Below are 14731 nucleotides of genomic sequence, written 5' to 3'. Positions count from 1 at the left end.
CTGCGCGATCAGCCACGATGGCCCGCAGCCAAGGGACAAACCGCGGCGGGGCAAGATCCGCGCGGAGCGCGGGGCGGTCGGGCAGGAGGGGGCGCCGGCCGCACAAGCACGGCACAGCACAGCGCAGCGCTATCCCACCCTCGTGGGCACCGCCTCGCGCAAAGACGTGAGGACGCGAGAGACCGCCGCCCCACCCGCCGCCCCGCGGCGCACGGCGGCGACCACATGTCGCCGGGGCCGCTCCGGCCCGAGGTCCCGCATCACGACGCCGTCCCGCCGCACCGCGGCCATGCGGGGGACGAGCGCGACCCCCAGGCCCGCCTCCACCATCGCGAGGATCGCCGTCCAGCCGGAGGCCGAGTGCGCCTGCTCCGGGGTGAAGCCCGCGCCCTCGCACGCCGCCCTGGTGATCTCCGACCAGGGACCGCTCCCGCCGAAGATCCACGGCTCGCCCGCGAGATCGGCGAGCCGGAGTGTGCCGGCCGACGCCAGCGGATGCTCCCCGGGAAGCGCCACGTCCAGCGGATCGGCGAGCAGCGACTCACGGGTGAAGCGCGTGTCCGCGTCGACCCCGGCGGGCGCCTGCGCCGCGAGGGAGAGCGCGATGTCGACCTCGCCCGCCGCGAGCAGCTCGTACGCCTCGGCCGCCTCGGTCTCCCGTACCCGTACGGAGATACCGGGCGCCGCCTCCCGCAGCGCCCGCACCGCGGGGACGACGAGCGCGGGCACGGCGGTGGAGAACGCCCCGACCCGCACCTCGCCCGCCTCCCCGTGCACATAGGCGGCCAACTCCGCGTCGGCCTGCTCCAGTTGGGCGAAGACCGCCTCCGCGTGCCGCAGCACGAGATGCGCCGCGTCGGTGAGCCTGACGCGGCGCCCGTGCGCCTCCAGGAGGGGTACGCCGAGCTGCTTGGCGAGGTTGGACAGCTGCTGGGAGACGGCGGACGGCGTCATCTGGAGGGTGGCGGCGGTCGCCGTGACCGTGCCGCGCTCGCTCAACGTCCGCAGGATCTGCAGCTTCTTGATGTCCCACTCGCTCATGGAGTCAACGTACAGACCCCCGGTGCCCGCCATGTCAGGCGCGGTCCCGGACGCGGACCGAGGGCGATCCGGCGGCCGAGCCGAGGACGACGCCGCCGAGGATGAGCCCCATGCACAGGATCTGGAGCCAGCCCATCGCCTCGCCGAGGAGTGCGAAGGACAGCAGGGCCACGCAGACCGGCTGGAGGTAGTAGACGACTCCGGCGCGGGCCGCGCCGATGAGCGAGATGGCCTTGTTCCAGGCGAAGAAGGCGATCGCGGAGGAGACCACGCCGACGTACAGGAGCGGCGAGACCGTGCCGACGGTCGGTTCGAAGCCGCCCTGGATCGACAAGCTGGCGACGAACACCGGAAGCAGCATCAGCGCGCCGAGCACGAACGTCGAGAAGAGGAAGGGCAGTCCGCCGAGCTCCGCCGGCCTGCGCTTGAGGAGCGCGCTGTAGGAGCCGAAGGAGAACGCGCCCGCGATCACCCACAGATCGCCGACCGCGAAGTCCATGTCGAGAGAGCCCTTGCTGACCAGGAGCAGTACTCCGGCGCAGGCGACGAGCATGCCGGTGACGCGGCGGGCGCCGAGCCGGGTGCCGCCGAGGCGTTCGTAGCCGGCCATCAGGACGGGTGACGCGGCCATGATCATGCCCATGTTCCCCGCGGTGGTCGTCATGCCCGCCTGGTTCACGAGCGTGTTGTAGACCGTGACGCCGAGCAGCGAGGCGAGCAGCAGGAAGCGGATGTGCCGCCGGAGCAGGGCCCGCTGCCGCCAGGTCGCCCGCACCGCGAACGGCGCGACGGCGGCGATCGCGATGATCCAGCGCCAGAACGCGTGCTGGATCGGCGGCACGGTGTCGTGCAGCGCGCGGGAGGTGACGAAGCTGCCCGACCAGACGACGGTGGCGAGGGCGGCGAGCGCGAGGCCGACGCCGAGGGGGCGGGCGACGGCGCCGACGGCCTCGTGGCCGCTCTTCGTGGTGTCGACGGGGGTCCGGTCGGTCCGGTCCAGGACGGTCACGTGGTATCCCTTGCCTCTCTCCCCGTCTCGACGGGGATCTCGGTGCGTTGCGGGACCACCGTGACAGCCTCACACCCATCAGGTCCATCGAATCTTTTCGCCGAGTCTTTGAAGCAGATCCGAACATTCGACGGGGGGTGGCGGGCTCCTCCGGCCCTTAGCCGATCCCCCACTCCGTGAGCGCCGCGCGCACCGACCCCGCGTCCGCGCCCTCGGCGGCCCACGCCACGTATCCGTCCGGCCGGACGAGGAGCGTCGTACGGCGGCCGCTCGCCCAGTGCGCGGCCACCGCGCGGCCCGTCGGCGCCTCCACGCCCTCCGGCGCGACGAGCACGAACCGGCCCTCGCGCAGGGCCTCGTGGAGGCGCCCCTCCTTGAGCGCGACGTCCGGCACCCGGCGCCCGGTCAGCCGGTGGGCGCCGCGCGGCGCCGGATAGGCGACGCCGATGCCGGTGATCCGGCCGACGAACCTGGCGCGCACCGGGCGCACCCGCGCGACGGCGGAGGCCAGCACGGCGCGGGCGGCGCGCACCCAGGGGCGCTTGGCCATCGCGAGCCTGACGAGCCCGCCGCTGGAGCGCAGCACCGCCCTGCCCACCGGGTGCCGCTCGCGCTGATAGCTGTCCAACAGGCCTTGCGGCGCACGGCCGTTGACGGCGGCGATCAGCTTCCAGCTGAGGTTCGCGGCGTCCTGGAGGCCGGTGTTCATGCCCTGGCCGCCGGCCGGCGAGTGGACGTGCGCGGCGTCCCCGGCGAGGAAGACGCGGCCCACGCGGTAGGCGGGCGCCTGCCGTTCGTCGCTGTGGAAGCGGGACAGCCAGCGGGCGTCGTGCATCCCGAAGTCGTCGCCGAGCGCGGCTGTGACGATCTCCTTGACCTCGGCGAGGTCGAGCGGCTCGCTGTCGGAGACGTCGCGGGCGCGGTTCCAGCCGATGACCCGGTGGTAGCCGTCGGCGAAGGGCGCGATGAAGGCGAAGGCGTCGCCGACGCCGTTGACGGCGAGGAAGGTCTCCGGCGGCCGGGTCAGCCTGACGTCGGCGAGGACCAGGGAGCGGATGACGGACCTGCCGGGGAAGGGCAGCCCGACCGCGTGGCGCACACCGCTGTGCAGGCCGTCGGCGCCGACCACGTAGGCCGCGTCGAGCGTGCTCGAACCGCCGTCGGGGCCGCGCACTTCGAGCGTCACCCCGTCGGCGTCCTGGGTGAGCCCGACGACCTCCGTCTCGTACGCGAACCGGACCCCGGCCCCGACCGCCCGCCGCTCGAGGACCCGCTCGACCTCGTACTGCGGCAGGACCAGGACGCACGGGTAGCGGGACGGCAGGTTCGCCAGGTCGAGGGAGAGGCGGCCGAAGAGGAGGAGCCTGTCCAGGGATTCACCCCTGGCCGCCAGCTCGTCGGCGATGCCGCGGGCGTCGAACTGCTCCAGGGTGCGGGCGTGCACCACCAGTGCGCGGGAGAGGTTGCTGATGCCCGGCGCGCGCTTCTCGACGAGCGTGACGGGGACGCCCGCGGCGGCCAGGTCGCCCGCGAGGAGGAGTCCGGTGGGTCCCGCGCCCACGACGACGACGCCGCGGCCTGCCGTGCGATCGGTGGTGCCCGTGGTTCCGGTGGTGCCGTTCATGGCTGCCTCCTGGGGCCCTGTGGCCTGCCGGCCCGATGCCAACAGGTGTTGGTCAACGCTTGTTGGCCAACGTAGAACCGCGGCTATGGACTGTCAACAGCTGTTGGCCTACGTTTGTTGGCATGACAGACACGGCCGCGGAAAGACCGGCATCCCCCCAGGGCGCACGCCGCTCCGACGCCACCCGGGCGGCCATCCTCACCGCGGCCCGCGAGCGGTTCGCCGCCGACGGCTACGAGCGAGCGACGATCCGCGCCATCGCCAGGGACGCCCGGATCGATCCGTCCATGGTGATGCGCTACTACGGCAACAAGGAGGGGCTCTTCGCCGCGGCCACCTCCGTCGACCTGCGGCTGCCGGACTTCTCCGGGGTGCCCCGCGAGGAGGCCGGGCGGGTACTCGTCGCCCACTTCCTGACCTTGTGGGAGGGCGGCGACGAGCTCACCGCCCTGCTCCGCGTCGGGATCACCAACCCAGCGGGCGCCGAGCGCATGCAGGACGTCTTCGCGGCGCAGATCCTGCCGGTCGCGCGGCAGGTCCGCGGTGACGCCGCCGAGGCGCCGGAGCGGGCCGCGCTCTGCGCCTCACAGCTGCTCGGCCTGGCGCTGACGCGTTACGTCCTGCGGTTCCCGCCGTCGGTCGCGCTGACGCGCGAGGAGATCACGGACTGGCTGGCGCCGACGCTCCAGCGCTATCTGACGGCCGCGCGGGCGTGACCGCGCGGCGCGGGCACGGGACGGCCGGACGAGCGCCCGCCGCCGGACGGCACCACGAACGCGTCGAGGGCGCGCCACAGCGACGTACTCACCGCGCGTGGCGGGTACGTCGGTGCGGCGCGCCCTCGACGGAGCGTGCGTATCGGTGGCGTCTGCCCCCGGATCAGCCCTGCTTCTGCTGCTTGCGGGACTTGTCGCCGACCATCACGAGGCCCGCGATCACCAGGAACAGCACGATGGGCGCCACGACATAGAGACCGAGCGTGTCGATGACACTCAGACCGGGACCCGGGTCGTCGCCGTCGTCGCGCGTGAGCGCGAGCGCGGGGGACGACATGAGCAGCATCATCAGCGTCGTGCCGGAGGCCAGGGCGCCGGCGCGCAGAGCGTTCTTCTTGTCCACGGTGCAAACGTAGCGAACTCCTAAACCGGGTGCGCGCCCGGGGGTGCCGTACGGGTCGTCTCGGCACTTCCCACCGCCGTGACGCCGCCCGGCCTGAAGACCGTCATGAAGGCGTGCAGGCGCGGTGAGGCGGCGAGTTCCTCCAGGGTGACGGGGCGTCCGGCGGCGTCGGCGATCGGCAGCCGCCAGTTCGGATACTGGTCCCAGGTGCCCGGCAGGTTCTGCGGGCGGCGGTCGCCGACCGTGTCCGGCAGCCAGATGCCGACCATCCGGGCCGGGGTGGCGAGCAGGAAGCGGTGCACGGCGCGGATCTCGTCCTCCTCGCAGCCCATGCCGCCCGGCAGCATGCCGAGCCTGCCGAGCAGGGCGAGCCACTCGTGCACGTCGGCGGCGGCCTCGGCCCGCTCCACCGCGAGGTCACGGGTCAACAGGCCGAGGTCGTACCGGAGTCGGACGTGCTCGCCGGTGAGCCGCGCGGCCGTCGGGGGCAGGTCGTGCGTGGTGGCCGTGGCCACGCAGTCTGCGCGCCAGGCGTCGGCGGGCAGCGGGCGCCCCGTGCCCGCACCCTTGCCCCCGCCCCCGCCCTCGCCCTCGCCCTCGCCCTCGCCCGCACCCTTGCCCCCGCCCTCGCCCGCCCAGTCACGCTCGAACCAGAGCACGGACGTGCCCAGCACGCCGTGCTCGCGCAGCGTCTCGCGGACGCCGGGCTCGACCGTGCCGAGGTCCTCGCCGATGACGAGGGCATCCGCGCGGTGCGCCTCCAGGGCGAGGACGGCGAGCATCGCCTCCGCGTCGTAGTGCACGTAGGTGCCCTCGGTGGGCTCGCGGCCCTCGGGGATCCACCAGAGCCGGAACAGGCCCATGACGTGGTCGACGCGGAGCGCGCCCGCGTGCCGCAGCAGGCCGCGCAGGAGCGCGCGGTAGGGCGCGTAACCGGACTCGGCGAGGCGGTCCGGGCGCCAGGGCGGCAGGCCCCAGTCCTGGCCGCGCGCGTTGAAGGCGTCGGGCGGGGCGCCCACGCTCATGTGCGGAGCGAAGTGCCGCTGCTGCGCCCAGGCGTCGGCGCCGCCGGGGTGCACGCCGACCGCGAGGTCGTGCACCAGGCCGATGGGCATGCCGGCCTCGCGCGCGGTGCGCTGGGCGGTGGCCAGTTGGGCGTCGGTGAGCCAGGCGAGCCTGCTGTGGAAGTCGATGCGGTCCATCAACTCCCGCCGCGCGCGGGTCGTCTCGGGCGACGCGGGGTCGCGCAGCGCGGCGGGCCAGGAGTGCCGGTCGGGGCCGTGCACCTCGGCGAGCGCGCACCAGGTGGCGTGGTCCTCCAGGGCGGTGCCCTGCTCGGCGAGGTAGGCGTTGTAGGCGGCGCGGCGGCCGGGGCCGAGGGGGACCTCGTGGAGCAGTTCCAGGACTTCGCGCTTGAGGGTCCAGACCGCGTCGCGGTCGATCAACTCGCCCTCGCGCAGCACGGACGCGCGTAATCGCCCGCCCTCGCCGCACAGTTCCTCGGCGCGCTCGCGGGCAGCGCCCCGCAGATGGGCGTACTCGGGCACGTCCTCGACGCGGAGGTGGACGGGGTCGGGGAAGCGGCGGGACGAGGGGCGGTACGGAGAGGGGTCGCTCTGCCCGCCCGGCGGACTCGGCACGGCCGCGTGCAGGGGATTGACCTGGACGAAGCCCGCGTCCAGGGAGTGACCGGCCCAGGCGGCGAACTCGGCCAGGTCACCGAGGTCACCCATGCCCCAGGAGTGCCGGGACAGCAGCGAGTACAGCTGCACGAGGAAGCCGTGCGTACGACCGGGCGGCGCCTTGACGCGGCGGGGCGCGACGACGAGATGCGCCTGCGCGGTCCGCCCGTCAGGACCGAGGGCGACGAGACGGTGCACTCCGGGGGGTAACGCGCCCCCCACCGCACCCGCGGAGCCCGGACCTGCCTCGTCCCCGGACTCCGCTCCCGGGCCCGGCCCGGCCCCCGTCTCCCAGGTGACCGTCCCGCCACTCTCCAGTTCCACCCGCACCCGCGTGCCCCGCGCCAGCCGTGCGAAGGGCGGCGCGTCGGGCGCGGGGGCGTCGGTCCAGATCACCACCGTCGGTGGCAGGAGGCGCGCGGCGAGCTGCGCCTCGCGCTCGGCGAGGGCCGCGCGGGCCGCCTCCGGGGTGCTCGCGTCGACGTCCAGGGCGGCGAGCGCCGCGATCACGGCGGTGTCGGAGGCCGGGACGGTGCGCCCCGGAGAGGGAGAGTAGGAGGTGGCGACGCCATGGGCGGCGGCCAGCCGGGAAAGGGCCATCAGACCCCCATGTAGTCCAGGCCCGAAGCCATGCCGGTGGAGGTCGGCTCGCTGGTCAGCGGCGCGGCGTCGGCGAGGGGCGGCTCGCTGGTCAGCGGCGCGGCGTCGGCGAGCGGGGGCTCGCTGGTGAGCGGCGGCTCCAGGCAGCCGCAGGAGCAGGATCCGTCGAGACCCGAGTCCGGACCGGAGACCTGTTTGGAGAGGGCGGAGAGCAGAAGGTTCGCAGAAGCGGCCACGTGGAGCTCCTTGTCAGGGGGGCAGGTCTCGGCTCCCTACCCAGAGCGCGGGGCCGCAGACGTATCCAGTGGTCCAACGTGACGGTGGTCACATTTGGTTCCCGGTGCGGAAGTTGTTCCCACCCACCCGCTTCCCGCCCGGAAGATCGGCCGCCGCACGCCCCGCGCACCGGGAAGATGTCCACTCCCCGAGAGGGCCGCCAGAAGCCCCGAGGAGCCCCGCAAGGGCCCGCGGAGGGTGGCGCGAGTCGCCCGGGGAGCGCCCCGGGAAACGGGAGCCCCCCACCCCCCCACCAGCCCCCGTTGACACCCCGGCCGCCACAGTGGTGGGCTCATCACCAACCGTGCACACACGCACACGTGACGTCAGGAACCCCTGGCACGACGAGAGGGGCGGACCGTGCAGTTGCGGCGCAGGAAGGGCGCGGCCGCCGTCGCGGTCGCCGTCATCGCGGGCGCGCTCGGCGGCGCCCCCGGCGCCCTCGCGGCCCCGGGCGCCCCCGGGGAACCCGGTACGCCCACCGCGTCCCCCGACTCCCCCGACGAGGGCCGCGCGGACGGCGGACTGCCGCCGGTCTGGCCGCGCCCGCAGTCGATGAGCGCCGCGGGCGGCTCCGTCACCGTGGGCGACGACGTCACCGTCGTCACGGGCGGGGCCACGGACCCGTACGCCCTGGAGGCCCTGCGCACGCTTCTGCGCGGTGCGGGCGCCCGCGGGATCACCGAGGTCCGCGACGGCGCCCCGCTGCCCGCGGACCGCTCCCTGGTCGTGCGCGCGGACGGGGCGGGCGCCGAGGAGGCGCTGCGTTCCCTCGGTGCACGCGCGCGTGGGGACCTGCCGTCGGGCGGGTACCGGCTGGCCGTCGGGCAGGTCGCGGGGCGGGGAACCGTCGCGATGGCCGGGGTCGGCCCTGACGGCCTCTTCCACGCCGTGCAGACCCTGCGGCAGCTGGCGGGGGCGGACGGTCCGGGGGCGCGCACCCTCCCCGGCGTACTGATCCGCGACTGGCCGGGCACGGCCGTGCGCGGCCTGACCGAGGGCTTCTACGGCACCCCCTGGACCCGCGAACAGCGCCTGGACCAGCTCGACTTCATGGGGCGCACGAAGCAGAACCGCTATCTGTACGCCCCCGGCGACGACCTCTACCGCCAGGCCCGCTGGCGCGAGCCCTACCCCGCGGACCAGCGCGCCGACTTCCGCGCCGTCGCCGCGCGCGCGAAGGCCAACCACGTCACGCTGGCCTGGGCCGTCGCGCCCGGCCAGGCGATGTGCATGTCGTCGGGGAAGGACGTCAGGGACCTCACCCGCAAGATCGACGCGATGTGGGCGCTCGGCGTGCGCGCCTTCCAGCTCCAGTTCCAGGACGTCAGCTACAGCGAGTGGCACTGCGCGCAGGACGCGGAGACGTTCGGTTCGGGGCCGCGGGCCGCCGCGAAGGCGCAGGCCGGGGTGGCCAACGCGGTCGCGGCCCACCTCGCCGAGCGCCACCCGGACGCGGGGCCGCTCTCCCTGATGCCGACCGAGTACTTCCAGGACGGCTCGACCGACTACCGCGCGGCGCTCTCGGCGGGCCTGGACCGCCGCGTCGAGGTGGCCTGGACGGGGGTGGGCGTGGTCCCCAAGACCATCACCGGGCGCGAACTCGCGGGCGCCCGCCGGGCGTTCGGCCCGCATCCGCTGGTGACGATGGACAACTACCCCGTCAACGACTTCGCGCAGGACCGTATCTTCCTGGGCCCCTACACCGGCCGTGAGCCCGCCGTGGCCGCCGGCTCCGCCGCGCTCCTCGGCAACGCCATGGAGCAGCCGTCCGCGTCCCGCATCCCCCTGTTCACGGCCGCCGACTACGCCTGGAACCCGCGCGCGTACCGCCCGCACGAGTCCTGGCTCGCCGCGATCGACGACCTCGCGGGCCCCGACGCGCAGGCCAGGGGCGCGCTGCGGGCCCTCGCGGGCAACGACGCGTCCTCGGTGCTCGGCGCCACCGAGTCGGCGTACCTGCGCCCCCTGATGCGCGACTTCTGGGCGGCCCGCGCCGCACAGGACCGGGCCCGCGCCGAGGAGTCGGCCGAGCGGCTGAGCGCCGCCTTCGGCGTGCTCCATCAGGCGCCCGAACGGCTCGCCGACAGCCCCCTCAAGGACGAAGTGCGGCCGTGGATCGAGCAGCTGGCGCGGTACGGCGCGGCGGGCCGGACCGCCGTGGACATGCTGCGCGCCCAGTCGGCGGGCGACGGCGCGGCCGCCTGGCGGGCCGCGCGCTCCCTGACCGGACTGCGGAAGCAACTGCGCGCGAGCCCCGCCACGGTCGGCAAGGGCGTCCTCGACCCGTTCCTCGCGCGGGCCGTGACGTCGTACGAGAGGTGGGCGGGACTCGACGCCGGGCAGGCCGCCGACCGGGCGACGGCGGAGCTGCCGCGCGCCCGCGCCCTGTCCGCCGTCACGGCCCTCACCGACCCCGGCACCCGGGGCGAGCTCCAGGCGCACGTGCCCGGCAGGGGCTGGCGGAGCATCGGCGCCCTGTCGGGGAGCGGCTTCACCGAGGTCGCCCTGGCGGACGTGCGCGCCGACGCGGTCCGCGCGCACCTGGCCACGGGCACCGTCCGCCACCTCGTGCCCTGGTACGCGGACTCCCCCGCGGCCCGGCTGACCCTGACCCGCACCGAGGTCGACGCGGCGATCGGCGGCGGCCCGCGGCGGGTCACCGCCAAGCTGCTCTCGCTGCGCCCCGGCGACGTACGCGGCGAGCTCACCGCTCAGGCGCCCGGGGGCATCGAGGTGCGCACGCCGGGGGTGTCCACGCTGCCGCGCGGCACGGAGGTCGAGGTGCCGCTCGACATCTACGTCCCCGCGGGCACGCGCGCGGGGACGTACGAGGTCCCGGTGCGCTTCGGCGACGAGCACCGCACGGTGGCGGTGCGGGCCTATCCGCGCACGGCGGGACCGGATCTGGCGCGCGGCGCCAAGGCCTCCTCGTCGGGCGACGAGACGAAGGACTTCCCCGCGTCGGCGGCGAACGACGGCGATCCCCGGACGCGCTGGTCGTCCCCCGCCGAGGACGGCGCGTGGTGGCAGGCCGAGTTCGCCGGGCCCGTGCGGCTCGGGCAGGTCGTGCTGCGCTGGCAGGACGCGTACGCGGCGGGTTACCGGGTGCAGACCTCGGCCGACGGCAGGACCTGGCGGACGGCCGCGACCGTGAAGGACGGCAGGGGCGGCCGCGAGGCGGTCCGCATGGACGCCCGTGACACGCGCTTCGTGCGGGTGCAGGGCGACGAACGGGCTACGCGTTTCGGCTACTCGCTCTGGTCCGTGGCGGCGTACGCGGTCGCAGAAGACTGACGACCGCGCGCTCCCGCACGTCTCGCAGGCGCCGCACGCCCCGCCCCCGGGCCGTGCGCCCCCTGTGCCGCTCCCTGTGCCGCTCCCCCCGGGACGACGAAGGCCCGGATCGAGTTCTAGGCAGAAATGCCGTCGATCCGGGCCATCGCGTCCTCCGCGCCGAACGGCTGCAAGTAGGGCAGCCAGCGCGGATCCCTATGTCCGGTCCCGATGATGCGCCACGCGAGGCCCGAGGGCGGCGCGGGCTTGTGCCGCAGCCGCCAGCCCAGCTCCATGAGGTGCCGGTCGGCCTTGACGTGGTTGCAGCGGCGGCAGGAAGCCACCACGTTGTCCCAGGCGTGCTGGCCGCCTCGGCTCTTCGGAATGACGTGGTCGACGCTGGTTGCGACGCCACCGCAGTACATGCACCGACCGCCGTCGCGGGCGAAGAGCGCCCGCCTGGTCAGAGGAACGGGCCCCCGGTAGGGGACCCGCACGAACCGCTTGAGGCGGACCACGCTGGGTGCGGGGACGGTGCGCGTTGCGCTGTGCATGAAGGCGCCGGATTCCTCGAGGCAGAGAGCCTTGTTCTCCAGGACGAGGACGAGCGCGCGGCGGAGCGGTACGACGCCGAGTGGCTCGTACGACGCGTTGAGGACCAAGACATGCGGCACGGCGGATGCCTCCTTGTACGCCGGCGGCGCGTGGCTCGCGCCGGGACGATCTGTTGCCAGTCTCCCCTCATGCCTGGTCGTGGCGCCACCATGTGCCGGTAACGGCCTTGAAGTGTTTTCGACCACAGCGGCGACGGGCGGCAGGACGTCACCCGGTTCTTCCCCAGGTGAGCACCGTCTCTCCCTCGAACATGACAACGATCCACACACAATGCCCCGTTAGTGTGGTGGGCCTGCCCGGGGCATCTTCTGGGCAGGCCGCGATACCTGGAGGTACCTGCCGTGCTCTTGTCCGTCCTGTCGGCAGCCGGAACGGACCCGGACGACAAGTCGACGTCGAAGCCGCCCACGTTCGAGGACGCCCAGGAAAGCGCCACGAACGCGGCCAGCTGGGTGGAGCAGAACTGGTCCACCTGGCTCGGTATCGGCCTGCGCATCGTGCTGATCGTCGCGATAGCGGTCGTCCTGCGCGTCATCGTCCGCCGTGCCATCACCAAGCTGATAGACCGCATGAACCGCACGGCCCAGGCCGTGGACGGCACCGCGCTTGGCGGTCTCCTCGTCAACGTGGAGCGCCGCCGCCAGCGCTCCCAGGCCATCGGTTCCGTGCTGCGCTCGGTCGCCTCGTTCCTGATCCTGGGCACCGCCGCGCTCATGATCCTCGGCACGTTCGAGATCAATCTGGCCCCGCTGCTCGCCTCCGCCGGTGTGGCGGGCGTCGCGATCGGCTTCGGCGCGCGCAACCTCGTCACGGACTTCCTCTCCGGAGTCTTCATGATCCTTGAGGACCAGTACGGCGTCGGCGACTCCATCGACGCGGGCGTCGCCTCCGGTGAGGTGATAGAGGTCGGCCTGCGCGTCACGAAGCTGCGCGGTGACAACGGCGAGATCTGGTACGTCCGCAACGGCGAGGTCAAGCGCATCGGCAACCTCTCCCAGGGCTGGTCCACGGCCGGCGTCGACGTCACGGTCCGCCCGGACGAGGACCTGGACAAGGTCAAGGAGACCCTCACCGCGGTCGGCGAGACCATGGCCAAGGACGAGCCGTGGAACGAGCGCCTGTGGGGCCCGGTGGAGATCCTCGGCCTGGACAGCGTCCTGCTCGACTCGATGGTGGTCCGGGTCTCCGCGAAGACCATGCCGGGCAAGTCCCTGGGCGTGGAGCGCGAGCTGCGCTGGCGGATCAAGCACGCGTTCGACGAGGCGGGCATCCGCATCGTCGGCGGCCTGCCGCTGACCGCGGAGGAGGCGGCGGCCGACCCCTCGGCAGGCATGGCGGCCCCCTCGGCGTACGCCTCGGCGACGTCCCCGCAGTCCCTGGCGGCGTCGCCGATACCGCCGCCGAACCTGGCGAAGTAGAGGTCGCGCTCGTCCTCTCAGCCCTAGGTTGCCTAGGTGCCTACGTGCCTACGTGAAGGGGGCGCCCGGAGAATTCCTCCGGGCGCCCCCTTCACGTAGGTCTGTCATCGGTCAGGCAACTGAGTTCGAATTCTCCTCGCGATGTGCGGCACGCACGATGTCACCGGCTTCACGTACCGCCCGGTCGCGCTCCTCGGAGCCGCCCCTTCGTGTCCATCACCAGATCGCACGCGACGCCCCGAGTCGCACGGCCGACCGGGACGTCCCACTCCGCCCACACCGTCTTCCCGACGGCGCACGGCTCGCGGCGCCACCGGTCGGCCAGCGCGCCCACCAGGAGCAGCCCGCGCCCGAACTGGTCCCCGGCCTCGGCCACGCGCGGCTCCGGCAGGCGCTCGCCGCGCGGGTCGGTGACCTCGACGCGGAGGGTGTCGGTGGCGAGGGCGATCCGTACGCGGATGAGCCGGTCGCGGAGGCTGCCGTGGAGGAGGGCGTTGGTCATCAGCTCGGATACGACGAGGGCGACGTCACCGGCGAGGGCGGCGTACCCCCACTCCGTGACGAGTCGGGCGGCCCTGCGGCGGGCGAGACCGACGCTGCGGGCGTGCGGGATGTAGTCGAGACGGTCCTCCTGGAGTACGGCTGACTGGGGCGCCGGGTCCGAGCGAGCTGGTTCGGCCATGGTGACGCGCACCTCCTTGTGCGGTCGGGGGCGACGGTGGCTCTGCCGTTCCTTGCGGGTCCCTGGCCGGGGGCAGGACGGTGCACTTCCGCCAAGTGGCGCCGCTGGGTTAGCGGTTGAGCACTGAACGTAGCGCCTATCTCGTCTCGGGCTCAAGTAGCTCGGAGACAATTGTCTCCTACGAGTGAACGCTGTCGACCGGCCCTCGCCGACGAGGCGACAATGACGCGGTGAACCGATCAGCGAACCTCGGCAACCGGGCGTCAACTGTCCTGGGGCGCAAGCTCGGCGGCGAACTTCTGCGACTGCGCGACGCCTCCGGGAAGACCCAGCACCAAGCCGCTCAGACCATCAGTGCGACCAACTCGAAGATCGTGAAGATGGAACAGGGCTGGGTGCCCATGCGGGACCCGGACATCCGAGTGCTGTGCGAGTTCTACGAGGTGCGGGACCTCAAGTCCGTTTCCCGGCTCCTGGAGTTGGCACGACTCGACCGGGAGCGCCGCAAGGCCAAGGGGTGGTGGCAGCACGCGCCCCAGGCGGGGGCGATGGCCGAGTACATCGCGATGGAGGACGTCGCGACCGGCGTACGAACGTGGCAACAGGCCCTGGTGCCAGGGCTGCTGCAAACGCCCGAGTACACAAGGGCACTCGCCGTGAGCGAAGGTCTGTGGGAGGACCCGGACGAGATCGAGGGCATCGTCGATGTACGTATGAAGCGTCAGGCCCGCTTGTCAGGGCCGGAGCCGCTCCAGTTCTACGCGGTGATCGGGGAGTCCGCGCTTCGACAGCAGGTCGGCGGCCCCGACGTCATGCGGGCGCAGTTGCAGCACCTGCTGGCCGCGTCCCAACTCCCCAACGTCCACGTCCAAGTGCTGCCGTTCCGCGCGGGCAGTCACGCGTGTATCGCGGGGTCCTTCAACATCGTCTCCTTCGCCGAGACGGAGGCGATGGATGTCGTCCACGTCGACAGCATCGCGGCTACCGTGTGGATCGAGAACGACGCCGAGAGCGCCATGTACAGGACGTTCTTCGAACGCACGGCACGCCTGAGCCTGGCCCCGCGGGACTCACTCACCCTGATCGAGACCATCAGCGAGGACATGCACCGATGAACAGCTTCGACTTCATGAAGTCCAGCCACAGCACAGCGAGCGGCGAGTGCGTCGAAGTAGCGGTCAACGTTCCCGGAACCGTCGCCGTACGCGACTCCAAGGATCCCGACCCCGACGCCCCGATACTCAGCCTGACCCCGGCGGCTTGGACACGCTTCACGGGGTCACTGCGCTGAAGCCGGTCCGGACGACGCTGGCGTAGTCGCTGACAGCACGCCGAGAAGGACCGCTGCCCCTGGTGCGTCGCGCCGGGGGCGAACTCGCGGCAGACGGC

The 14731-nt window shown here is 73.3% G+C and carries 13 protein-coding genes; 5 read left to right on the top strand and 8 right to left on the bottom strand.

Annotated elements, in window-relative coordinates; all coding sequences use genetic code 11:
• Positions 1–129: 129 nt before the first annotated feature.
• From ACIO9J_RS16360 to ACIO9J_RS16350, 3 genes are all read right to left on the bottom strand, one after another.
• Complete coding sequence (locus ACIO9J_RS16360; RefSeq protein ID WP_401998957.1) at positions 130–1041, bottom strand: LysR family transcriptional regulator; 912 nt, start codon at positions 1039–1041, stop codon at positions 130–132.
• 34 nt (positions 1042–1075) lie between these two features.
• Positions 1076–2050, bottom strand: a complete 975-nt coding sequence (locus tag ACIO9J_RS16355) for a DMT family transporter (RefSeq protein ID WP_401998954.1) — start codon at positions 2048–2050, stop codon at positions 1076–1078.
• A 157-nt stretch (positions 2051–2207) separates the two neighbouring features.
• Positions 2208–3674 carry an FAD-dependent monooxygenase gene (locus tag ACIO9J_RS16350; RefSeq protein WP_401998951.1) on the bottom strand — a complete coding sequence of 489 codons (1467 nt, stop codon included), beginning with the start codon at positions 3672–3674 and terminating at the stop codon, positions 2208–2210.
• A gap of 122 nt (positions 3675–3796) precedes the next feature.
• Here ACIO9J_RS16350 and ACIO9J_RS16345 point away from each other — a divergent pair, with 122 nt between their 5' ends.
• Positions 3797–4390 (top strand): TetR family transcriptional regulator, encoded by a 594-nt coding sequence (locus ACIO9J_RS16345; protein WP_401998948.1) that lies wholly within the window; start codon positions 3797–3799, stop codon positions 4388–4390.
• Between the two features lie 163 nt (positions 4391–4553).
• On the opposite strand, the gene ACIO9J_RS16340 is transcribed toward ACIO9J_RS16345, so the two are convergent.
• The 3 genes from ACIO9J_RS16340 to ACIO9J_RS16330 are packed head-to-tail and all read right to left on the bottom strand — an operon-like array spanning position 4554 to position 7311.
• On the bottom strand, positions 4554–4793 hold the full coding sequence (locus tag ACIO9J_RS16340) for a hypothetical protein (protein ID WP_098242566.1): 240 nt from the start codon (positions 4791–4793) through the stop codon (positions 4554–4556).
• Between the two features lie 20 nt (positions 4794–4813).
• Positions 4814–7075 (bottom strand): 4-alpha-glucanotransferase, encoded by a 2262-nt coding sequence (gene malQ / locus ACIO9J_RS16335; RefSeq protein WP_401998945.1) that lies wholly within the window; start codon positions 7073–7075, stop codon positions 4814–4816.
• Positions 7075–7311, bottom strand: a complete 237-nt coding sequence (locus ACIO9J_RS16330) for a hypothetical protein (RefSeq protein ID WP_401998942.1) — start codon at positions 7309–7311, stop codon at positions 7075–7077. Before ACIO9J_RS16330 ends, malQ begins: the two co-directional genes overlap by 1 nt.
• A gap of 400 nt (positions 7312–7711) precedes the next feature.
• Between ACIO9J_RS16330 and ACIO9J_RS16325 the strand changes: the two genes are divergently transcribed.
• Positions 7712–10648, top strand: coding sequence for a beta-N-acetylglucosaminidase domain-containing protein (locus tag ACIO9J_RS16325; RefSeq protein ID WP_401998939.1), 2937 nt, complete (start codon positions 7712–7714; stop codon positions 10646–10648).
• Between the two features lie 116 nt (positions 10649–10764).
• Here the strand turns inward: ACIO9J_RS16325 and ACIO9J_RS16320 are convergent, their stop codons facing one another.
• Positions 10765–11301: an HNH endonuclease gene (locus ACIO9J_RS16320; protein ID WP_306335859.1), complete on the bottom strand. Its 537-nt coding sequence runs from the start codon at positions 11299–11301 to the stop codon at positions 10765–10767.
• A gap of 282 nt (positions 11302–11583) precedes the next feature.
• On the opposite strand from ACIO9J_RS16320, the gene ACIO9J_RS16315 reads away from it, so the two are divergent.
• Positions 11584–12660 carry a mechanosensitive ion channel family protein gene (locus tag ACIO9J_RS16315; protein WP_401998936.1) on the top strand — a complete coding sequence of 359 codons (1077 nt, stop codon included), beginning with the start codon at positions 11584–11586 and terminating at the stop codon, positions 12658–12660.
• Between the two features lie 169 nt (positions 12661–12829).
• Here the strand turns inward: ACIO9J_RS16315 and ACIO9J_RS16310 are convergent, their stop codons facing one another.
• Positions 12830–13342, bottom strand: coding sequence for an ATP-binding protein (locus ACIO9J_RS16310; protein ID WP_401998933.1), 513 nt, complete (start codon positions 13340–13342; stop codon positions 12830–12832).
• Between the two features lie 230 nt (positions 13343–13572).
• Here ACIO9J_RS16310 and ACIO9J_RS16305 point away from each other — a divergent pair, with 230 nt between their 5' ends.
• Positions 13573–14457, top strand: coding sequence for a helix-turn-helix domain-containing protein (locus ACIO9J_RS16305; protein ID WP_401998930.1), 885 nt, complete (start codon positions 13573–13575; stop codon positions 14455–14457).
• Positions 14454–14633, top strand: coding sequence for a DUF397 domain-containing protein (locus ACIO9J_RS16300; protein ID WP_401998928.1), 180 nt, complete (start codon positions 14454–14456; stop codon positions 14631–14633). Before ACIO9J_RS16305 ends, ACIO9J_RS16300 begins: the two co-directional genes overlap by 4 nt.
• The last annotated feature ends 98 nt before the right edge of the window (positions 14634–14731 follow it).

Source organism: Streptomyces sp. NPDC087300 (genome assembly GCF_044744425.1).
In the GTDB taxonomy this organism is placed as follows: Bacteria; Actinomycetota; Actinomycetes; order Streptomycetales; family Streptomycetaceae; genus Streptomyces.
Note: the sequence above shows the minus strand (reverse complement) of the source record. Positions and strands in the feature narration are given on the sequence as shown.